The organism is Shewanella seohaensis (assembly GCF_023283775.1).
GTDB lineage: Bacteria > Pseudomonadota > Gammaproteobacteria > Enterobacterales > Shewanellaceae > Shewanella > Shewanella seohaensis.
Genome location: NZ_JAKILE010000004.1, coordinates 130,040 through 152,998, shown reverse-complemented (window position 1 = coordinate 152,998; position 22,959 = coordinate 130,040). Strand labels below are relative to the sequence as shown.

The 22,959-nt window shown below is 48.2% G+C and carries 14 protein-coding genes; 11 read left to right on the top strand and 3 right to left on the bottom strand.

The window, feature by feature from the left end:
• Window positions 1-16: 16 nt before the first annotated feature.
• The 7 genes from L2713_RS06130 (at window position 17) to tadA (ending at window position 10,289) form a co-directional block, all read left to right on the top strand.
• Complete coding sequence (locus tag L2713_RS06130) at window positions 17-3,466, top strand: AAA domain-containing protein (protein ID WP_248967297.1); 3,450 nt, start codon at window positions 17-19, stop codon at window positions 3,464-3,466.
• Window positions 3,466-5,157 (top strand): hypothetical protein, encoded by a 1,692-nt coding sequence (locus tag L2713_RS06125; protein ID WP_248967296.1) that lies wholly within the window; start codon window positions 3,466-3,468, stop codon window positions 5,155-5,157. The genes L2713_RS06130 and L2713_RS06125 overlap by 1 nt, the downstream gene beginning before the upstream one ends.
• Window positions 5,157-7,508 carry a hypothetical protein gene (locus L2713_RS06120; RefSeq protein ID WP_248967295.1) on the top strand — a complete coding sequence of 784 codons (2,352 nt, stop codon included), beginning with the start codon at window positions 5,157-5,159 and terminating at the stop codon, window positions 7,506-7,508. Before L2713_RS06125 ends, L2713_RS06120 begins: the two co-directional genes overlap by 1 nt.
• On the top strand, window positions 7,501-7,710 hold the full coding sequence (locus L2713_RS06115; RefSeq protein ID WP_248967294.1) for a DUF2997 domain-containing protein: 210 nt from the start codon (window positions 7,501-7,503) through the stop codon (window positions 7,708-7,710). The genes L2713_RS06120 and L2713_RS06115 overlap by 8 nt, the downstream gene beginning before the upstream one ends.
• Complete coding sequence (locus L2713_RS06110) at window positions 7,710-8,216, top strand: hypothetical protein (protein WP_248967293.1); 507 nt, start codon at window positions 7,710-7,712, stop codon at window positions 8,214-8,216. Before L2713_RS06115 ends, L2713_RS06110 begins: the two co-directional genes overlap by 1 nt.
• A 2-nt stretch (window positions 8,217-8,218) precedes the next feature.
• Complete coding sequence (locus L2713_RS06105; protein WP_248967292.1) at window positions 8,219-8,821, top strand: 4Fe-4S single cluster domain-containing protein; 603 nt, start codon at window positions 8,219-8,221, stop codon at window positions 8,819-8,821.
• 922 nt (window positions 8,822-9,743) lie between these two features.
• Complete coding sequence (gene tadA / locus L2713_RS06100; protein ID WP_262251910.1) at window positions 9,744-10,289, top strand: tRNA adenosine(34) deaminase TadA; 546 nt, start codon at window positions 9,744-9,746, stop codon at window positions 10,287-10,289.
• A 439-nt stretch (window positions 10,290-10,728) separates the two neighbouring features.
• On the opposite strand, the gene mltF is transcribed toward tadA, so the two are convergent.
• Window positions 10,729-12,165, bottom strand: a complete 1,437-nt coding sequence (gene mltF / locus L2713_RS06095) for a membrane-bound lytic murein transglycosylase MltF (RefSeq protein ID WP_011622025.1) — start codon at window positions 12,163-12,165, stop codon at window positions 10,729-10,731.
• Between the two features lie 279 nt (window positions 12,166-12,444).
• On the opposite strand from mltF, the gene purL reads away from it, so the two are divergent.
• From purL to cydX, 4 genes are all read left to right on the top strand, one after another.
• On the top strand, window positions 12,445-16,326 hold the full coding sequence (gene purL, locus L2713_RS06090) for a phosphoribosylformylglycinamidine synthase (RefSeq protein ID WP_011716321.1): 3,882 nt from the start codon (window positions 12,445-12,447) through the stop codon (window positions 16,324-16,326).
• 1,241 nt (window positions 16,327-17,567) lie between these two features.
• Entirely contained in the window at window positions 17,568-19,124 is a 1,557-nt protein-coding gene (locus tag L2713_RS06085) for a cytochrome ubiquinol oxidase subunit I (RefSeq protein WP_011716322.1), read from the top strand.
• 15 nt (window positions 19,125-19,139) lie between these two features.
• Window positions 19,140-20,279, top strand: coding sequence for a cytochrome d ubiquinol oxidase subunit II (gene cydB, locus L2713_RS06080; protein ID WP_248967291.1), 1,140 nt, complete (start codon window positions 19,140-19,142; stop codon window positions 20,277-20,279).
• An 18-nt stretch (window positions 20,280-20,297) separates the two neighbouring features.
• Window positions 20,298-20,414 (top strand): cytochrome bd-I oxidase subunit CydX, encoded by a 117-nt coding sequence (gene cydX, locus L2713_RS06075; RefSeq protein WP_011622029.1) that lies wholly within the window; start codon window positions 20,298-20,300, stop codon window positions 20,412-20,414.
• 205 nt (window positions 20,415-20,619) lie between these two features.
• Here cydX and L2713_RS06070 read toward each other — a convergent pair whose 3' ends face one another.
• Window positions 20,620-20,760, bottom strand: coding sequence for a hypothetical protein (locus L2713_RS06070; protein ID WP_248967290.1), 141 nt, complete (start codon window positions 20,758-20,760; stop codon window positions 20,620-20,622).
• Window positions 20,761-20,916: 156 nt separating this feature from the next.
• Window positions 20,917-22,920, bottom strand: coding sequence for a methyl-accepting chemotaxis protein (locus tag L2713_RS06065; protein WP_086904637.1), 2,004 nt, complete (start codon window positions 22,918-22,920; stop codon window positions 20,917-20,919).
• Window positions 22,921-22,959: the final 39 nt, after the last annotated feature.

Below are 22,959 nucleotides of genomic sequence, written 5' to 3'. Positions count from 1 at the left end.
ATCTGGATACCTTGTTATGGAAAACCCGTTTTTTACAGCCCTTGAACAACAAGGTTTCTCGGCAGACACACTGGCCAGCCAGACCAACAGTGTCCTGATGCCGTTTATGCATTACCTGAATAACAGCATCAAGGCACTGGAGAACAAGGAAGTCCGCTGTGAATGGAAGCCTGTTGCCAGAAATCGTTATCGGCTCAAGCCTGACAAAAGTATCTGGCAACTGTTGCCAGTGAGCGAAATAGAAGTTGTCGTCGGCAAGGAAGGCTGGTTTGAGATTCTTACTGTCGATGGTGAGGTACCTGATGCTGATTTTGACCCGGATGAAAACGATCCGATTCAGCAAGGTAAAGGCAAAGGACGACGAGAGACGGATATCCCCGATGGTGGATATAACGCCTCGGAGCATCAGCTGTATTTACCCGAACTTGAATTAGATGATGACCAGATTTCATGGAGCGGTTATCAGCTGGAACTGCGTCCATTGGCCCGTCAGCTTGACCAGTTAAAATCGGTTTATATCGACGGCCAGCCATGTACGGTAACGAAGCAGATTGACGCTCGTCTGATGCTGCAAGGCCATGTGAGGCCCAGCAGTACTCTGTCTATTGACGGGCAAGACACGCCTTTCACCTTGGTTAAAGGGTTGGACGAATCTCGTCTTAAACAATGGCAAGCCAAATCAGAGGGTAATGGTTGGCTGCTGTTTTCAGGGGCGCGGCCTCAACTGGATGGACACGGGCTGGAAGATGTCACCAATAAAGAACTGGCGAAACTGGGTTGCGGTCACTTTCAAAGTCAGGGACAACCCCTGAAAAGTGATCACTGGGAGCTACGTGTAGAAGGCAAAAAACAAGCGCAAAGCCTGATGCTGGAAAGCCGTACTAACCAAGGATTAAATGATACCGACTCTCTTACCTGCTCCGCATTTCCAGCTCTCGTTTGGCAACTTGAATCAGTGTGTGTCGAAGAAAAATGGATTCAGCTGATCGAGAAAGAAGGTGGCGAAGATACCGGTAAATCCGATCTGGACTACTTCTTCGGTGATAACCAGAACATCAAGATTCTTGATTCTACCCAGCGTAAAAATGACGATGGTTTTCGCGTGCTCAAGGTTCGTCAGGATGAGCACCAGATCTTGCTGGCCAGAAATATCAAAGGAAAGAAAAACTGGAATAGCGAGTATCCATCCCAACAAGGGAAGTTCTGTGAGATCCGCGTGAGCGTGGATACCAGCCAGCTAAAGCGTCAGAAGGATGCCATCAACCAACTGATGAGCCGACCATCGAGTGGCCACTGGCCTCTGATTCAGATGCTACAAAAGCGAGAGCAAACCCGTTGGCCAGACGTTCAGCCTGTACGAATCGTTGAATCCGAGTGGAAAGTACTGACAGACCCAAACTTCGATGGCTGTGATCGTCAGCGTGAGTTTGTTACCAAAGCCCTGGCTAACGAAGATTTCACCATTTTGGATGGGCCGCCGGGTACTGGTAAAACCACCACGATTCTTGAACTGATCATGCAGTTGGTACGGCAGGGTAAGCGTATTCTGCTATCGGCTTCTACGCATGCCGCGATCAACAACGTGCTGGAACGTATCAAGGAAAACCCAGTGCTGTCGGCACAGATTTTTCCGCTGCGTATCGGTGATGAAAACAATGCAATCGGTGTTGAAGAATTCCAGTTCGACAAACTGTTTGATGACTTAAAAAAAACGAATGGCTGTGAAAACCTTAGTAAGCAGCTAATGGTAGATTCATCCAATCTGGTTTGCGGTACCACCATTGGTATCTTGCGATTGTTTAATGATCGCGAGGTGTCGCTGGACACCGGCGAGCCGCCGTTTGATGTGATGATTATCGACGAATGCAGTAAAACCACCTTCCAGGAATTTCTGGTGCCTGCGCGTTTTGCCAAACGCTGGGTATTGGTCGGCGACGTGCGTCAGCTATCGCCGTTCACTGATCGTGAGCAGATTGTGGCCAACCTCGATAATCTGATACTAGTTCCGCCAAAAGGCAAAACACCCGCTCAGAACCTTCCTGCAGCAGTCCAGCAAGCCTGCTTCCTGCTAGAGGTGCTGCGAGGTGATCACCAAAGTCCCTATTCCCAGACAATGTTGGTGCCTGTTACCCGTGACGTAGCAAGTGCATTGGTTGCCGAAATTCGAACACGTACTTCGCTGCCGAAACTTGCTAAGGGCCTGGATAACCTGTTGGTCGTAACGGCAAGCGCAGGACGTGATGCAGATAGCCATCAGCTTGGGCTGAAACAGATCCAGCAGAAGCCGGAACGGCTGTATCGCCACAGTTTATGTTTTGTCGAAGAAGGTTGTCTGGGCGAGCTGACGGGCTGGATTCCGGACGATATGTTGATTTTGCATCCCGATTGGTGCCGCATGTCCCAAGCGGCGCAGCATAAGGTTTGGGGAACTGGTTGTAAGCCGTTCAAGGTTAAAACCTCTGATTACGCGGATACCGTGCAGGTTCATAAGGAACTACTCGACCGGATCGACAGCACTAAATGGTCGGAAGAGGTTTGTTGGCGTCTGGAGCGCGAGTACTGGCTGCGGTTATCCGCAAACCAGAAGCAGAAAACTGGCTATCTCGAAGATACTCTGGAACGGCTTTTCCCCAAGTCAGTATCAGCTGATGGCCGAATTCATGTACTCAAAAATATCGCGTTTCCATCTATTCTGGAAGCCCTATCGGGGGATGGGCTGGTCAAACGCAAGAGCGACGATCCAACGACCTTGAATCAGGGGTTTGATGCTTCTGAGAAGTCCCAACGCTATACGACGCTGACGTATCAACACCGGATGCATCCGGATATATCTGCATTCCCTCGACAGCAATTTTACCCACAAGGTGTTTTGAAAGATGGCGGCAAAACGGCTTCTGACAGGGCATGGCAATACGCAAGGTATAAGTCTCGTAATATCTGGCTGGATGTTCGGGGAGAAACCTGGGGCAATAGCAACAAGCAAGAAACGCAGACTCTGATTACTGAGCTTGAAGCGTTTTGTGATTGGGCAGAAGGCAAAAGCAAAAACAAAAAAGGTGAATCCTTTGATGTAGCAGTTCTGACGTTCTACAAAGGGCAGGAAAAAGCCTTGCGGGAAGCCCTTCAAAAGCTGCCGGGTAATGCCAATCGTTATGCACGGTTTAATTACAGAGGCATATCGATCAAGTTGGCGACGGTGGATTACTTCCAGGGGCAGGAAGCGGATGTGGTGTTTCTGTCGATGGTGAATACCCATCGTGATGGTTTTATGGATTCACCCAACCGCCTTAATGTCTCCATTACCCGTGCCCGCTATCAGTTAGTAATTGTTGGACATCATGAATATTTCTCTCAACGTTCCCGTACGCTGGAGCTAAAGAAACTCGCAGAATCCTGCCGGGCTTCGACTGCAAGTAGCTCAAAACAGTTGCACCATCATTCAGGTAAGAAAGGAAAATCTCATTAATGAGTGGCAATCAAAAAAACAGATTGAAGCCGTTAGCGGAACAGAAAGGGAATGCTCGAGCAGATGCTGCTAATCAATCCAGTCCCGGCAAGCATGCTGATGGCATAGTAGGCTCGCTGGCTTTAACGCTCAGCAGAAGCGTTCAGTTGAAACGTTATCCCATCATCGCAAGAGTTACGTTTTTGCGGGAACGCCCCGATCTGGTGTCCTTGTTAAGGAGTATGCAAAACAATCCTGCTAATATGCCGCCTCGATTGAAGGCATATCTCAAGCGGGAAACGCTGTGGGATGAATCAGGCATCTCGGACAAAGGGCTGCAAGTTATAGATAGCGGCTTGTTCGAAGCCAAAGAGCGTGGTCTTTACCATATCTGGTACACACATAATGACCCGTTGCTGGGTACTCGCCCGATCGTGATGCAGCGGGATACGGCATTTTTTGATCCTGATATGAAAAGCTGGAAAAAAGGGGCGGACGCAGCTCGGTCAGAATTTCGGCTAGAGTTGCCTTTAAAGCTGAACGTTCTGGAAGAGTCCTTCGTCGACCGTAACAAGTCTGAAGTAAAGAATATCGGCCTGAAAATGACATCACTTGATCCCGAGGTTATTTGCTCGCCCGAAAAGTCAGCAGAGATTCAGCTTGAATGGACACTGGGCTTTTCAGCATCGCAGCTCAGCCTGAAAGGCCAGCTGGACATGTTGCAATTCAATCAGAATAAACCCAGCTCACGCCCCGAAACACTGCAACTCTCCATTGTTGATTTTGGTGATCGCCTGAACGATGTTATGGAGGCTATCGCTGGAGAACTCGACGGCCACTGGCAGCCTAAAGACCGTCGTATGGGAACTCGGCTTGAACAGATTCAGCGTTTTCCATCAGCTGTGCAGAAATTCTATATTGGAAGTTTTAACCGCTCGGGTCTGCAAACCTATATGGGTGAGTTTCAATCGGTTCAGGCCAAATACATTCCCATCCAGCCAGCTAACCAGGCCGATGCTGAAGATTGGCAGCGTTTCTGGCTTGAAGACTTCTACAGCAGCAAGTACCAGTCATCGGCGGAGACCCGTAAACAGCAGTCACAATGGCTGGATCATATCGCCTTGAATGACTTTGAACTGCCGCTTAAAGAACAGCAGTCCTTGTTATCAGAGCTTTCACGCGAAAGCCAGACACAGGCCTATTGGCATATTGCGGCAATGGCGGATCTGACCCCATCCCAAAGCAAAAAATTGAGGTTGCCAATCAGTCTGATAAACGGTGATGTATTGGATCTCGATGATCTGCTTAAACAGTTGTCAGGAGGCGAATATATTGAACACATCATCTATTCAGATCGTTATGTACATACCCCACGTCAGAGCCGCAACCTGAATTCAGTGGCTGCTTATTTTTCTGATGCCGAAGGCTTGCTGTTGACGCTGGATAGGCAGCACGGAAAAGAAGCTGAACTGCCATACAGCTGGTCTCGCGAAATCCTGCACAAGCAAAATGATAACCACGGTCGTTATTGGATTTTGGTCGGTACGGAGCATACCTGGTGCTGGGAATGCAGCAGCGGGATTGATTTTATCCGCGAGAGTGGTGGCCTATTTACTGTTGATGGCTCACCGACCTTCACTCCGAAAGAAGTGGCAGAGCTGCCTCGATACTTGCAAGACCAGATCAATAACACCATAGCGGAGGCTCTCTGATGACACGGATCGTACCTCGTCAGGAACAATTTCGAATTGATTACCGAAATGAGCATTTGCCTGCTTTGTTCAGCAAACAGGAGTCTGATGCAGACTTCTGCGACTCATTAGATTTGTTCGATGCTCGAAACGTAATTGATAAATACGTCAGTTGTTCTCGCCTTACCCTGCTGATTGCCTGTCAGCAACTAAAAGATGAATCGCTGATTCAGGCCATCAAAGAGCAGGCAGAAAAAGGCATTCGTATTTATCTGCTGCTGGGCGACAAAAATGCCAACAAGGCGGCGATTGATACCTTGTCTGGTCGTTGTCTGATTCGCACAGGCGTGAGCCAGCAAGGTGCCCTGATACTGGTGGATCACACCACCACTCAGGCTCAAGGGCTGCTGTTGATGTCTGGTCTGCCTTTGGTATCTGCTGATCAAGCTGCCTGGGGAATTCTGCTGGAGCGTCAGCAGATCGATGACAGTTTCCGCAGCTTCTGCAAACTGTTCTGGGAAAATAGCAATGAGGAATACCTGCAACAGAACCAGCAGCAATCCAGCGTTCAGCATCCGGATGGCGCTGTCGTTACCAACCACTCCCATCAGCTATGCGGCACCTTACGCGATTGCCTAGGCGATACGCTGGAACACCTGCAAGCAGCCTCTCATTCTAGTTTCGGTGCGACCGGCGATGGCTGGCGGCTGCTGTTGGGAACGCAATCCCGTGAGATAAAAGAGCAGGCTCGTACAGGCGTTGCACTCAGCGATAACCTGATTCCGTCTTTATTGCTATCAAAGGACGGAAACTGGTTGTTGCCAGACCAATCGGATTTCTCTGCGGCCAATTGGTGTTTGAAATTATCAGCACAGCAAAGTCAGAAACTTGGTCAAGCATACGACCAGGCATTTGAAGAAGCAGCATGGCAGTATCGAGGCGATTCTTCGATTTGTGGATACGCTGAGCAGCAGCGACTTCGTTTCGCTGATCAGCCAGATCTGGAATGTCTAGTTGAGAAGGTTCGTAAAATCGAGCTTGAGGATATCAGCACTCAGAGTATCGACAGCTTCCTGAATGATGAAGCCGAACAGCTGGCATCAGGGGGGACGGGCTGGCAACGTAGCCAGCTGGCCCACTTTATTGATTATGATGTGGTTGTACACCCGCCTTACTGTCCTGAGTCCGCAAAGCCCGATGCTTTATATCAGGCTTGGAAAAATTCAGAACAGGATTGGCAGCAACGCCTTGAGGTACTAAACATTGCCCAATCCAAAATTGATCAGCAGCAAGCCAGTATCGCAGACAAATTAAGAGGCTTTATCAAGGGATTCATGCTCGGACAAGGACAATCGGTGAAATCCCTGAACCAGGAAATCGACACCTTGAAAAATTGGTCTGTGACTACAGCAAGACCAGCGGAACGTGAACAACATCGTCAGCGTCTGGAATCATTGCAGGATCAGATTCGCAAGCGTGGTGCTGATACTGAGCAGGAGCTGGACAAGGCCGAAGAAAACCAGCGTTGGGAGCAGCGTCGTGATGCATTAAAAGCCGCTCAGTCGAAGGTGAACGAGCTGTTGAAACAGAAGTTATCGGCACTTGAACAGCTGGAAAAAAACAAGACCGAGGCTACCTCTCAGGTTGGGCGAAAATTCAGCAGTGGCTGGGTAGAGGCTGCCGAAGAGCTCACAGATCATCAGTTGAATGACACCGACATCAACGACCTCAAGCTTGAACAGTTTCTGGCAGAATCTTTGCCTGAGATTCCGCAGGCGGCACCAAAAGACGCTGATGAGCAGGAAAAGCAGTCTCGACAGGAGGCTATTCAGCAAGCCAGATCCCGACATGAAGAATTGACACAACGAGCTCGTCATGCCTGTATAAAAGCCAAACGAGAGGCTCTGCAGTCTATGTCTGTGGATCAGGCAAGCGACTGGAAAACATCCATCAAGGAAAAAATCTGGAAAAAGCATTACAGCGCTTTTGAGCGCTGCCTGGCCGATCATGAGCAAGGCGTGAAGAAAATCGAGCGGGATATTCAGGAAGCTAAAAAGGCACTGGATAACAGCAGATCTGAACAGGAACGAGCAGAAAAGGCACTGAATGAGCACGGTTCATCGTTTGTGTATCAGCCGAAACAAGCATCCGATGCCTTTGCCAAACAGCTCGGTCTGAACGGTAATAAAGCTATTGAAAGCCAATTCCAATGGCCAACAGAGGAACTGCCAGCGAAAGGAACGGAGCTGCGTAAATATCAGCAGGATCGTTATCTGGTGATATTCGATGATGACCAGATTGATCTGGCCACACAGGATGCTGAACGGTTGAACGCAAAAATTGTATGCGATAAGGAGTCTGTTAATGCCTGAACAGAAAATTACCCTGACGATAGATGACGATGGAGCGATTACAGCTAAAACCAGTGGTTTCAAGGGGGAAAGCTGTCTAGAGGCGCTGGATGAATTACTCAATCTGGAAGGTCTAGTCAGCAGCGTCAAGAAGACCGATGAATACCATCAACAGCAGACTCAACAGACGACTCGGGTTCAGTCGCTCAAGGGGAAATCCTGATGAGTGCAGTAATTAAGACAGCTACGCCCTTCGTGATAGAAGAAGTACTGATCGAAGCACTGCTGGCCGTTGGAGCAGAACCAAAAAAAGTCACTTCGAATGAGGTTGGCCTGGTTCAGCGTAATCGACTTAAGGTTGGGGATATTCTAACCAATCGGAGTGATTACAACGGCCGACAGCTGTTTCGGTTTGAGCGAGATCGCTGGGTGATGATGCATGATTCAGATGAGTATACTGCACTTACCGTCGGTCGCTATTCGGAAAAGGGTTATACCAAGGTTTCAAAATTCCTGAATGATGTTAGCGGTGCTTATGAATCTGCTTATGGAATGCATCTGGAAAAACTGGCTGAGCAGGAACGAATCCGCCTTGAGGAAGAACGTAAAGCGAGGGTTGAAACTACTCGCCAGCAAGCCATTGCCAAGGCCAAAGCCCAGGGTTACTCCGTTAAGGAAACTACCAACAGCAAAGGCCAGATTCTGTTAATACTAACCCGTATGGTGTAGCTATGCGACAGGACTATGATGAGTACTTTAACGTTGCGCATATTGAACCAGAAAGCCATATATATGGCCCTGGTAAACGTTACGTTATTTGGCTTCAGGGTTGTTCGTTAGCTTGTGAAGGATGCTGGAATCAGCAGATGTGGTCATTTGAGCCTGAACAATTGATACATCGGGAGCAATTATTGGATGAAATTCTTCAATATAGGGATATTGATGGCATAACCCTACTTGGAGGTGAGCCTCTACAACAGGCACAAAACACACGTTGGTTATTAAGTTCTATTAGGCGCTCCTCGTGCTGCTCGACGGTTTTATATACCGGTTTTACGTATAGTGAGCTAGTAAAGCGCAAGGATTGGGCATTGCTCAGAGAAAATTGTGACTTGATGATAACCGGTCGCTACTCTTCTTCTTTAAGGAATACGAATCTTCGTTGGAGGGGCTCGTCAAATCAGGAATTAATTTACCTGGTGGGGGGCAGAATTCCTCTGGAGCCGCCAGAAGACGCTAACGAGGTCGAAGTAATTATTGATGAAAATGCAGCTATCAGAGTTCTTGGTTACCCGGACAGCGGCTTTTTCGGGACTTTAATAGATTCAGAGTAGATTTGTCTAGCTTGACTTTCAGCCCCTGGGTGTTGAAGTCGGCATCTGTTGCCAGCCTGGCGCGGGCCTGTTGCAGGTCTGCCACCGGGTTGATGGTTGCCAGTTGTGCTGTCAGCCACTCGAGCATGGCTGCTGCAATGCACTGGTGACGACCTTCAAGCGGGCAAGGCGTGTTGTTTGGCGATGGCGACAGAGGAATCCAGTTATGCCAGTAACAGCCGGACATTCGCGGCCGTCGACTGCATCGGCCCGAGGTGAGTTTGGTACATAAAGTTGGGTTCAAGTGCAACCAACCGTTCGATACTTGCACGAATGGCGAGCGGAACTAAGTGCATCGGTGTGGTGGTGACAAATAACAGGTTTTAGCCCGCAGGCGAGTCGAACACCTTGTAGGAAATACTGTGACTGCTGCTGTCGTGAACACTGAAATGGTGTTTAGCGTGTCTGGGGCGTCTCAGCATGTAGCTCTTGGCGAAAGATGCTTTGTAAAAGCCGCCCGAGGCCTCCTAGGTGAGCTGGATGTTTGTGATGGTAATGCGGGTGAGTCTGCTATCTGAAGAGGCTAATCCGACATTTTGAGCGTTTTTACGATTCATGGCATTTTTCATGTTTTTTGATTGAATTTTTCTTCAAGGTGTTGTTTTATAATTAATTTATTTCTCTATTGATAATCGGGAAGGAAAATTCTTTGTCTTGATGACATGATGCATTAACGAAAAGGCGCCAAGTGCGCCTTTTTTATTGGTTATGGGTATAATTGCCCACATTGTTGATTAAAGAGAATCCTTAAGTGGAGCAGACAAAACTTAACCTCAAAATCCTGCATGCGAAGACGCTTAGCTCGGATGAACTTGGCTCTGATGAACTTGGTTGTGATGAAGCTAGTGCTGATGTGAGTGCTGATGTGAGTGCTGATGTGCTAATTGGCGAGCAACCTTGTCTCAATCAAGCAGATGTCGAACAAGCTCGAGTCGATGAACATTGGATGCGTGTCGCGATGGCCATGGCTGAAAAGGCCGAGGCTGCGGGTGAAGTACCAGTGGGGGCGGTTTTAGTCAAAGAGGGTCAGCAAATTGCCACCGGGTACAACTTGTCTATCAGTGAGCACGACCCTTGTGCCCATGCTGAAATTCAGTGTTTGCGAGCGGCGGGGCAGACGATCGAAAACTATCGACTCCTCGATACCACTCTTTACGTTACTCTTGAGCCTTGTGCGATGTGTGCCGGAGCTATGGTGCATAGCCGGATTGCCCGCGTGGTATTTGGGGCAAGGGATGAGAAGACGGGCGCCGCAGGAACCGTGCTTAACCTCTTGCAGCATCCAGCCTTTAATCATCAAGTTGAGGTGACGTCAGGGGTGTTAGCGCAGGACTGTGCTGACCAATTGAGCCGCTTTTTTAAACGTCGCAGGGAGGAAAAGAAGGCTTTAAAACAGGCTCAAAAGGCGCAGCAGGGGACGCTATCCTAAGGAGTTTGGGGACTCGCTTAAGCGTTAGTCTTGGGCTTGGAGAAACGTAAAAAACAGTTTGTGGCGATTGAGCACCCGGCGATGGCGAATTTTCAGTGTGGTGCGACGGCGTGATGCGCTGTTATTGATGGTTTTTCTTCTCATATAGACCCCGTTTTCAATCTTGTTATTGTCTAGGTTAAGGCTATTTTGCTTTGGTTAACGGCTATGGGTTAACGCGCAATGTTTATTATATTGATCTGTCACTATGACAGTATCAGCAGAGATCTCAGGCGGCAATCCCCCTCGATGCATCTGCTCTATAAAGCAGCGTTTTTAGCTCAAAGCGAACTCACTTTAGCCTGTGTTGGCTTAATCAAAGATTAAAATCGTGGTTTGATAGCCGCAAAAAAGCAAGGCTGCGGCGCAAGTCAAGTGATTGAGGGGGAAGCGGTTAGGGCTATTTCGGCTTATCTGGACTGAGGGTGCCGGGCACTGGCGCTGGGCCATCTTCCGAGGCGAGGTCGCTCGGCTCTTCCTCATCGCTATTTTGTTGTTTAGATTGATTATCGACCCAGACTAAGGTGTCGTAATAGCGGCGAATGCTGTCGACGTAATGAACGGCTTCGCTACCACGGGCATAGCCATAGCGGGTCTTCTGGTAATATTTACGCTTTTGCAGCAGTGGCAATACCTTTTTAAGATCGCGCCAGGCGTTGGGATTAAGCTCCATAGATTCGGCGAGTTTACGCGCATCTTCCACATGGGCATAACCGATATTGTAAGAGGCCAGCGCAAACCACATGCGTTGACTCTCGGGGATAGACTCGGGCAGACGGTTGATCATATCCCGTAAATAAGCGGCGCCGCCGCGAATACTCTCTTCCGCATCGAGGCGGTTCGTAATGCCAATTTCTTTGGCGGTGGGCTGCGTGAGCATCATCATGCCGCGCACCCCTGTCGGCGAGCGGGCATTAGGATTCCAATGGGATTCTTGATAACTGGTCGCCGCTAATTTTCGCCAATCTAAGTCGCCGGCGTGGGTTTCGAAAAGCTGACGATAACGAGGCAGCACGGTTTCGATGGCCCGTAGGAAGGCGCGGGTATCGATATAGTCGAAACGCTTAACGTGACCAAAGTACTTTTCGTTTAAATGATCGAGTGTGCCAGCAAGTTTTTCTTGGTGCCAAAATGCCAATAACTGACTCATCAAGCCGTCACTGTGTGTGGGGGGCAATAACCAAACCACATCAAGCTTTTCTTCTAGCACGAGCCCTGAACGTAGATCCGGTAAATAACGGCGGTTAATCTGCACGCTGCTCGAGTCGGCGATGGTGTAGTCGATTTCCTTGTTGGCGATCATCGCTAGCAGCTCTTCGCTGTCTTTATCTGTGACTTGATCCCACACCAGCGTCGGATGGCGCTTCTGTAATTGCGTCAAGGTTTCCACAAAAGAAGAGTCGGCAATGACGGTAATTTTGCCTTTTAAATCTGTGATATCTTTGGGTGTTGGCATGCCTTCACGGTAAACCAGTACTTGATTGACGCGATACAGCGGCGGGCCTAAACGGAATTGTTCACGCCGCGCAGGAGTTTCTGTCATACCGGCGGCAATGATATCAATCTCGTTTTTTTTCAATGCTTCATAGAGTTCGGCGCGGTTGGTGTAGGGCACCATTTTTAAGGGCACATCGAGATACTCGGCAAACAGCACCGCCATATCGTAATCGAAGCCGCTGTTGCCTTGGCCTGAGGTCATATAAATTTGCGGGCCATAAAGGGTGCCGACCCTTAATTCGGTGAGTTTATGGGGGACATATTCTGTTTCTTCCACGGTCACTTGCTGACACGCCGTCAGTAAGAAACCTAAGATAATCGCGAACAGAAATCGAGTCATTAAACACACTTTATTAAATAAAATCAAAATGATGAACAGTAGAAGGTCAGTGAGGTAACAAGGATAAACTGGCTGACATTGCTGTGATTATATCCGTTTGTCGCCAATTACGTAAAAAAATCGTACCGCATGGAATACGAAGGAGGGGAAAAGGGCCGCTTTTTATCTTAATAGGAAACACTGTTTTACGTAAGGTCACAGGTGATTTGTGACAGACATTTCCTTATAATAGCGCCATCTCTGACCCCTGCAATTATAAATATAAGGTGAATTGACGTGATGGAGATCATCCGCGGAGCCCCAGCACTCTCGACGTTTAGAGTGCAAAAGCTAATGGAGGCCTGCGTAAACGCTGCGCTTCCGGTACGCCAAATCTATGCTGAGTATGTTCATTTAGCGGATTTGAGCGAGTTGCTTGAGACCAATGAGCGCGAGCAACTTGAAAAAATTCTCACCTATGGACCAGCTATCGAAGCCCATACCCCCCAAGGTTCACTCCTGTTTGTTACTCCCCGCCCCGGCACAATTTCCCCATGGTCTTCTAAAGCCACTGATATCGCCCACAATTGTGGTTTAGGTAAAGTGAAGCGCTTAGAGCGTGGTGTTGCCTATTATGTGGAGTCAGACACTTTGACTGTCGAGCAGCAACAAACCCTCAAAGGGTTACTGCACGACCGTATGGTTGAAGTGGTTCTGGACGATTTTGCTAAGGCCGATGTGCTGTTTAAGCGCACTGAACCTGCGCCTTTCAAGAGTGTGAACGTGTTGGCTGAAGGTCGCCGTGCCCTTGAAGTGGCCAACGTCGAAATGGGTCTGGCGCTCGCCGAAGATGAAATCGATTATCTAGTCGAAAACTTTGTGCGTTTGAACCGCAATCCAAACGATATTGAACTGATGATGTTTGCTCAGGCCAACTCTGAGCACTGCCGTCACAAGATTTTTAACGCTGATTGGACAATTGATGGCGAGGCGCAGCCTAAGTCTCTGTTCAAGATGATTAAAAACACCTTTGAAACCACACCAGACCACGTGTTATCTGCCTATAAAGATAACGCCGCTGTGATGGAAGGTTCGGTTGCGGGACGTTTCTTCCCCGATCCAAACGGTGTTTACAGCTATCACACTGAACCAATGCACGTACTGATGAAAGTGGAAACCCACAACCATCCTACAGCAATCAGCCCATATCCAGGTGCGGCGACAGGGTCAGGTGGTGAGATCCGCGACGAAGGTGCAACCGGTCGTGGCTCTAAACCTAAAGCGGGTTTAACTGGCTTTAGCGTATCGAATTTAAAAATTCCAGGTTTTGTTCAACCATGGGAAGGCAACTACGGTAAGCCTGAGCGTATCGTCAGCGCGCTGGATATCATGACCGAAGGCCCACTTGGCGGCGCGGCGTTTAACAACGAGTTTGGTCGTCCAGCCCTGTTAGGTTACTTCCGTACCTATGAGCAAGAAGTCTCGAGCCACAACGGCGTAGAAGTCCGTGGTTATCACAAGCCCATCATGTTAGCCGGTGGTTTAGGTAACATCCGCGAAGAGCATGTACAAAAAGGCGAAATCACCGTCGGTGCTAAGCTGATCGTACTCGGTGGCCCTGCGATGAATATCGGTCTGGGCGGCGGCGCGGCATCTTCTATGGCGTCGGGTCAATCGAGCGAAGATTTAGACTTTGCGTCGGTACAGCGCGAAAACCCAGAAATGGAGCGTCGCTGTCAGGAAGTGATCGACCGCTGCTGGCAATTAGGCGATAAAAACCCAATCCAATTTATCCACGACGTGGGCGCGGGTGGTTTATCTAACGCTTTCCCAGAGTTAGTTAACGATGGTGGCCGTGGTGGTATCTTCAATCTGCGCAACGTGCCATCGGACGAGCCTGGCATGAGCCCGCTGGAGATTTGGTGTAACGAATCGCAGGAACGTTATGTGCTTTCGGTTGCTGCCGAAGACCTGCCGTTATTTACGGCGATTTGTGAGCGTGAGCGCGCACCGTTTGCGGTAGTGGGCGAGGCGACGCAAGAGCAGCATTTAACCCTAGCCGACAGCCATTTCGATAACAATCCTATCGATTTACCACTCGAGGTGTTATTAGGTAAAGCACCTAAGATGAGCCGTAATGTGGTATCAGCTAAGGCAGTTTCACCTGCACTTGAGCAAAGCAACATCGATGTGAAAGAAGCGGTTAAACGTATTCTTAGCCTGCCAACCGTGGCGGACAAAACTTTCCTTATCACCATTGGTGACCGCACGGTAACGGGCCTAGTGAACCGTGATCAAATGGTTGGCCCATGGCAAGTCCCCGTGGCTGATTGTGCAGTAACGGCGGCAAGCTTTGATACCTATGCCGGTGAAGCCATGTCTATGGGTGAACGTACGCCGCTGGCACTGCTCGATTTTGGCGCCTCTGCCCGTATGGCGGTGGCCGAATCGATTATGAACATCGCGGGTGCGGATATTGGTTCGTTCAAACGTATCAAACTGTCGGCTAACTGGATGTCTGCCGCGGGTCACCCTGGCGAAGATGCGGGTCTTTATGAAGCGGTTAAGGCCGTGGGTGAAGAGCTGTGTCCAGAACTGAGCCTGACCATTCCTGTCGGTAAAGACTCCATGTCGATGAAAACCGCATGGCAGCAAGACGGCGCGAACAAAACCGTGACGGCACCTATGTCACTGGTCATTTCTGCCTTCGGTGTGGTGCAGGATATCCGTAACACGGTAACGCCTGAACTTCGCAGTGATAAAGGTGAAACCTCGCTGTTATTAGTCGACTTAGGCGCTGGCAAAAATCGTTTAGGCGGTTCTTGTTTGGCTCAGGTTTACGGTGAGTTAGGCGATATCGCGCCTGACTTAGACGATGCAGCTCTGTTACGTGGTTTCTTCGAAACCATGCAAAAGCTGGTGGCGAAGAAGTCGGTTATTGCATACCACGATCGCAGTGACGGTGGTTTATTCACAACGTTAGTGGAAATGGCCTTTGCGGGTAACACGGGTCTTGCTATCGACTTAAGTGCACTGCAAGGTACTGACGTTGAACGTCTATTCAATGAAGAACTCGGTGGCGTACTGCAAGTGAGCCGCGCTGATGCCGAGCTTATCGCTGCGCAATTCGCCCAAGCAGGCGTCCCTTGCCACATGATTGGTACTCTGGCGAATGACCAACGCGTAACCATTAAAGATGGTGCGCGTGAAGTGTTCAGTGAGACACGTGTTGCACTGCGTACCTTATGGTCTGAAACCACTTACCGTATGCAAGCGCTGCGTGATAACCCAGCCTGTGCATTAGAAGAGTTTAAGCTCAAGCAGGATGAAACCGACTTAGGTTTAACGGTTAACTTAAGCTTCGATCCAAGTGAAGACGTTGCTGCGCCGTACATCCTCAAAGGTGCTGCACCTAAGATGGCTATTTTGCGTGAGCAAGGCGTTAACTCCCATGTGGAAATGGCGGCCGCGTTTGACCGCGCAGGTTTTGAGAGCCGTGACGTGCATATGTCTGACATTCTGTCAGGCCGCATTAGCCTTGAAGAGTTCCAAGGTCTGGTGGCCTGTGGTGGCTTCTCCTACGGTGACGTATTAGGTGCGGGTGAAGGTTGGGCTAAGTCTATCCTGTTCAACGCCCGTGCTCGCGATGAGTTCTCACGCTTCTTCGAGCGCGACTCAAGCTTTGCGCTCGGTGTGTGTAACGGTTGCCAAATGCTGTCTAACCTGAAGGAAATCATCCCTGGTAGCGAGCACTGGCCACGTTTCGTGCGTAACCGCTCTGAGCGTTTCGAAGCGCGTTTCAGCTTAGTTGAAGTGCAACAAAGTCCATCACTGTTCTTCCAAGGTATGGCGGGTTCACGTATGCCTATCGCCGTGTCCCACGGCGAAGGACATGCAGAATTTGCTAGTGCGCAGGCGCTGGCCTTAGCTGAGGCTTCTGGCACTATCGCGCTGCGTTTTGTGAATGGTAAAGGTGAAATTGCCACCCAATACCCACAAAACCCGAACGGTTCGCCAAACGGTTTAACTGGTATCTGTACTACCGATGGTCGTGTGACGCTGATGATGCCACACCCTGAGCGTGTATTTAGAACGGTTGCAAACTCTTGGCACCCAGATAACTGGGGTGAAGACAGCCCATGGATGCGTATGTTCCGCAATGCGCGAGTCAACTTAGGCTAAGGTTTTTATTGAGAAAACCACGACTTAAGTGAGCAAAAAAAAGGAGCGAAATTTTTCGCTCCTTTTTTATATATAAAACGCATCTTTAAAAAAGATAAGGTATTTTAAGATCTTAGTCTTATATTTGTTAAACCTAATAAAATGAAGTTCAAAAATATCAATCTTAAAGACTAAATACCCCTTAATAAGTAGTTCACACAAGTGAAACAAAACTGACTTGCTTTAATTTAGTCACTGTACTTGCCTGTATTCTCGAGACATAAAAGCAAAAAGCCCCCAACTCATCGAGAAGGGGGCTCGTTTTGCGCTAACAAAACTTCAAATCAAATCAGTATTATTTCAGAGTAAGCGGTGAACGATTACAGCTCACGAGCTGTATAAAGTTCAACAAAAACACGCTTATAGCTGTTAACCAGACGTTCAAATAAGTTTGTCATATCTCTTTCTCCACACCAAAGTTAGACCTATGTGCGCGGAGTTGGGCTTGTCTGGGGCGCTTCACCAGTCACATCAAACCGTCTCCTTAACACAGGAGATATATTAACCAGCTTAAGCCGTCTTCTCAAACGAGAAAAAATACATTTTATCATTAGTAAAACTAATTAATTTTAGTTTTAAAATATTACATTCTTAAAGGTTTCCTAAATTATCAGTATGATTTTTATGTATTTAATTATTTTAATGATAATGGGCCTGGTAATGTTTTATTAGTGTAAATATTGTTTTTAATTTGTTTTTAGTGATTTTTGCTGCTTATCCATTGGATTTTTGCTCAAGTTGGTAAAAACTAACTTTTTAATTCAGCTTGGTGTGTTCTCTACCTCATAATTATGACTCTGTCAACAGTGGGTAAAAGTGAAGTGTGTGCCCCGTTGCAAAACCCATCTAAAGCCCTGAGTTTGATTGATTTGAATCAAAGGCGGGTGGTATAAAATACTCACAAATGAAAGCGATTAAATATCTTAACTATCTGATATTTATATCGATGGGATCATTTGTAGGATTGGGTGGTGAGGTGAAAGTCTCAAAGCCGAGCGATAGTGTGACTAGGGTCTCAGTATGCGAGGAAAAAGGGGATTTTTAAGCCTTGCTGCTTCGATGTAATGAAAAAGATGAAATTTAACGGTTTATACTGGATTCAGCTATAAACACAAAATGAAAACTCACTATCCTACAAAGGCACTTGCTACGAATGGCTCAAGTAGTCGTAGCAATTGGACGCACCACGTAAGGAGTCACCGATGATTGTTGAAGAGGTTGTTGAGCTATCACGGTTGCAGTTTGCGCTGACAGCCATGTATCACTTCCTGTTTGTTCCCTTAACCTTGGGGTTGGCATTTTTGCTGGCTATCATGGAATCACTCTATGTGATGACTGATAAACAAATTTATAAAGATATGACTAAGTTCTGGGGTAAGTTGTTTGGTATCAACTTTGCCTTGGGTGTTTCAACGGGTTTAGCGATGGAATTCCAGTTTGGTACTAACTGGTCTTATTATTCGCACTATGTGGGTGACATCTTTGGTGCACCACTGGCCATTGAAGGATTAATGGCGTTCTTCTTAGAATCGACCTTCGTGGGTATGTTCTTCTTCGGTTGGGATCGTTTCTCTAAGCGTCAACACTTAGCGACAACCTGGTTGGTGGCCTTTGGTTCCAACTTCTCCGCATTGTGGATTCTGGTGGCAAACGGTTGGATGCAAAACCCTGTGGGTAGCGTGTTCAATTACGAAACCATGCGTATGGAAATGACCAGCTTTGCTGATGTTATCTTCAACCCTGTGGCACAGGTGAAGTTTGTTCACACTGTGGCTTCTGGCTATGTGACTGGCGCAATGTTCGTATTAGCGATCAGCTCTTACTACATTCTGAAGAAACGTGACTTACCTTTTGCACGTCGTTCATTTGCGATTGCAGCCAGCTTTGGTATGGCGTCTATCCTGTCTGTTATCGTTCTGGGTGACGAATCAGGCTATAAAGTGGGTGAAGCGCAGCGCGTTAAGTTAGCGGCAATTGAAGCAGAGTGGCACACTGAGCCTGCTCCTGCAGCCTTTACTGCAGTTGGTTTCCCAAATCAAGAAACCATGCACACCGATTTCGCGGTTAAGATCCCTTACGCTATGGGTATCGTGGCAACACGTTCTTTAGATGAAGAAGTGACAGGTCTACGTGACTTAGTGGCTGAACACGAAGTACGTATCCGCAACGGTATGAAAGCTTACGAGATGCTGGTGAAACTGCGCGCTGGTGATAAGTCTCCAGAGTTACGTGACGCGTTCGAAGCGGCGAAAGTTGACTTAGGTTACGGCTTACTGCTGAAGCGTTACACCGACAATGTTGTAGATGCGACAGAAGAGCAAATCAAAGCGGCAGCGAAGGATTCTATCCCGAATGTGGCACCGATTTTCTGGAGCTTCCGTGTGATGGTTGGCTTAGGCTTTGTGATGTTGTTTGTGTTCGCGGCGGCCTTCTGGCAAAGCACACGTCATCAGATTGAAGAGAAGAAATGGGTACTCAAAGCAGCACTCTTTAGCTTGCCATTACCTTGGATTGCGATTGAGTGTGGTTGGTTTGTGGCTGAATATGGCCGTCAACCTTGGACCATCTCTGAGGTGCTGCCGACCTTTATGTCTGCTTCGAGTTTAACGACTGGGGATCTGTGGTTCAGTATTATTTCGATTTCACTGTTCTACACTGTGCTGCTGGTGATCGAGATATTCTTGATGCTTAAGTTTGCCCGTCTTGGCCCTAGCAGTTTAAAGACTGGTCGTTATCACTTCGAGAAACTAGAAGCCTAAGCAGAGGATTTCATTATGTTTGATTATGAAATATTGAGAGTTATCTGGTGGGCTCTGATCGGCGTACTGTTCATCGGATTTGCGGTCACTGACGGTTTTGACATGGGCGTGGGTGCACTTTTACCGATTATCGGTAAAGACGATACTGAGCGCCGTATTATGGTCAACACCATTGCTCCCCATTGGGACGGTAACCAAGTGTGGTTAATCACCGCAGGTGGTGCCTTGTTTGCGGCATGGCCTATGGTGTATGCAGTGTCTTTCTCTGGCTTCTATGTGGCCATGATGTTAGTGCTGTTTGCCTTGTACACTCGTCCTGTAGGATTTGACTATCGCTCTAAGATTGAAAATCCAAAATGGCGTAAGTCGTGGGACTGGGCGTTGTTCTGTGGTGGCTTTATTCCACCGCTGATCATCGGTGTGGCCTTCGGTAACTTACTCCAAGGTGTGCCATTCAATTTCGATGAGTTCCTACGTGCGACTTATCACGGTGGTTTATTTGGTCTGTTGAACCCATTCGGTTTACTGGCAGGCTTAGTGAGCGTGAGCATGTTTATGATGCAAGGCGCTGCTTGGTTACAAATGAAGACTGACGGTGAGCTGCGTGTACGTGCCGCGAATGCGACTCAGCTATGTGCACTGTTAGTGGCAATATTATTTGCCGCTGCGGGTGTGTGGTTAGCCAATGGTATTGATGGTTATGTTATCACTTCAACCCTTGACCACCATGCACTGTCAAACCCAACGCTGAAAACCGTTGCAGTTGAGTCTGGCGCTTGGTTAGCCAACTATGATAAGTATCCTATTACTATGCTGTTCCCAGTATTAGGTGTGGCATTACCACTGCTGGTTATCCTAGTGAGCCGCTTAAATCGTTCAGGTTTTGCGTTCTTATTTAGCTCGCTGACAGTGGCTATGGTGATCTTAACTTGTGGTGCAGCAATGTTCCCATTCGTTATGCCATCTTCATTAGATCCTAACGTGAGCTTAACCATGTGGGATGCGACTGCGAGTGAAATGACATTAACTGTGATGACTTGGGCGGCGATTATCTTCGTTCCAATCGTGTTAAGTTACACTGTATGGACTTACTTCAAGATGTTTGGCCGCTTAAACCGCAAACATATTGAAGATAACAAAGCCTCACTCTATTAGAATTAAGGAGCATCTACTATGTGGTATTTCACGTGGATATTAGGGGTTTTGTTAGCCTGTTCTTTTGGTGTGATCAACGCCCTGTGGCTTGAAAACACGGAGAACATGGACCGCTCAAGCGATGACGCTGAGTAATAGCTAACCTCCTATAGCTGAACCCTTTAAAACCCCGCAACAGCGGGGTTTTTTATTACCACGTTATTAAGCTTAAGGGATTCGCTAAGGTGGCTTGGTTTGCAGAGATATTTTTAGTTACAACAAACAACAAGCAACAAGCAACAAGCAAGAAGCAAGAAGAAAGAAGAAAGACGTTAGCTCATGCCTATCTGAAAGCTTATGCTCAATTGCCAAAGCCAAAGCCAAAGCCAAAGCCAAAGCCAAAGCCAAAGCCAAAGCCAAAGCCAAAGCCAAAGCCAAAGCCAAAGCCAAAGCCAAAGCTAAAGCCAAAGCTAAAGCTAAAGCCAGCAGGTTGCTCGAACATGAAGCTTCACAACGTGATAAGCGTTTCGCGAGGTTTACCTTGCAGTTTGCTGCATGAATTTAGCAATGGCGACTTAACTGAATAGACGTAACTTAAGTAGAAAGTCAAAAAAATACCGCCCAAGTGGGCGGTATCTTAACAAAGCAATAGTTTGACTTAGGCTTTAAATTGGCTGATTTGTTGTTTAAGCGCGACGGCGAGGGAGGATAGATCATTCGCCGAGTTCACCGTTTCGGCCGCTCTGTGCTCACCTTCATTAGCCAGTTCGCTTATCTGGTGCAGATTATGGGTGATCTCTTGGGCAACGCTGCTTTGCTGCTCAGTCGCCGAGGCAATATTGCGTGAACTAATCGCCAGTTCGCCAATTCTGCGGGTGATTTCCTCCAGCTGCTTGCCGGTTTCTTCCCCTTGATTAGCAGAGGCGATACCCAGCTGGTGGCTCTGCGCCATTTGACTGGTGGTCGTTTTCACTTGAGATTGCAGCTTATCAATGGTTTGCGAAATTTCCAAAATGGAGGATTGTGTCCGCTGGGCTAAGGTTCGCACCTCATCGGCGACCACGGCAAAGCCTCGGCCCTGTTCTCCTGCGCGGGCCGCTTCAATGGCCGCGTTGAGTGCGAGCAGGTTGGTTTGTTCGGCAATGCTGTTAATCACCTCGGTGACTTTACTGATGGCCTCACTCTCTTGGCTGACTTTTTCGACGGCCTGATGGCTACTACTGAGCTGTTGGCTCAGTTTCAACAGATCTTGTACCACTTGGGTTTGTTGCTGTTGGCCTTCTTTGGCGGCGAGATCCACTTGTTGGCTCTGGTTCGCACCATCTTGAGCATGGTTGGCGACATCGCGGATGGAGGTGGACATTTCTTCAATCGCGGTGGCGATTTGATCCGTTTGTTGCATCAATGCCTGGGCTTCTTCACCGTTTTGCTTAGCAATCCGCTGTGCTTTAGAGGCTTGCTGTTCAATGCTTTGCACCGAGGCTTGCAGTGCACTGATTAATTGTCGCAATTCCGACGACATGGTTGACACGCTGGTGGTGATCTTGTCGACTTCGTTTTGACTATCGTAGGCCGATGGTGGAAGCGGATGACTAAAGTCTCCCGTGCCAAGGATTTCCATATGACGCTGCAGCGCATGTAAAGGCTTGAGTGAGCGGATTAGCACAAAGGATAGCAGTACGGTAATAAGCACAATACCCGTGACCGCCACTATGGCGTTGATGGTGAGTAGCAGTAGGCTCTCTTCATTTAATTCGTTTGCATTCACTTGGCCAATCAACATCCAATTCCACCCATTCACCGTTTGGGTGTAGGCAAACATAGGTTGGTTTTTACTGTTAGTGTAGCGAAACTCCGATTGATCCTGTGTGGCTTGGCTAAGGGTTAATCCATCGAGCATGGACTCAGTTACTGGCTCGCCCGCATTAAATTTGGGATTGGCGACCAACACATTGTCGGCTTTGCGCATCAGCAGGAAGCTACCGGTTTCTTCTAGGGTGATTTTATTTACCGCGGCTTGTAACTGTGTGAGTGATTGAGTGATTTCAAAGCCGATATATAAGATCCCAATCACTTGCCCTTGGGCATCTTTAATTGGGCGATAGACTGTCATGTAGTCTTTACCGAAGAGTTTGGCGTAGCCTTCGTAAACTTCACCTTTGATAAGTGTTGGATAACCGGGATGGGTTTTACCGAGGAAAGTACCGAGGGCTCGGCTACCATCGGCCTTTTTTAACGAGGTCGCAATCCGGACAAAGTCATCCCCATCGCGCACAAACACCGTGGCGGTTCCGCCTGTGAGGTTGGCAAAGCGGTCAACTTTACTCTTTGACGAGTTAATTTGTTCTTTTTCATGTAGTAACGCAGGTGTGCTGACGCCGAGCACATTCACGGTTTTATCTGGGCGACTAAATTGACCGGGGTACATTTCCTTAAAGACATCGGCATTGCGTCTTGCTAGTTGCAGCAAGCTATCGTATTGCAGCTCCAGCATGTCGGAGACGGCGTGCATCTCGGCTTTCATGGCACTGATGCCTTTATCTTCGAGCACGTTTGACGCGGATTTGTAGGAGAGGGTACTCAGTATGCAGAAAATGATCAGGGTAAGGATAAAAGCGAGGGCACCAATCTGTTTTGCAATAGGCCAATTTTTATAGTTCATTGTACGATCCTATAGGGTAAAGGTTAACGCTAATGTAAC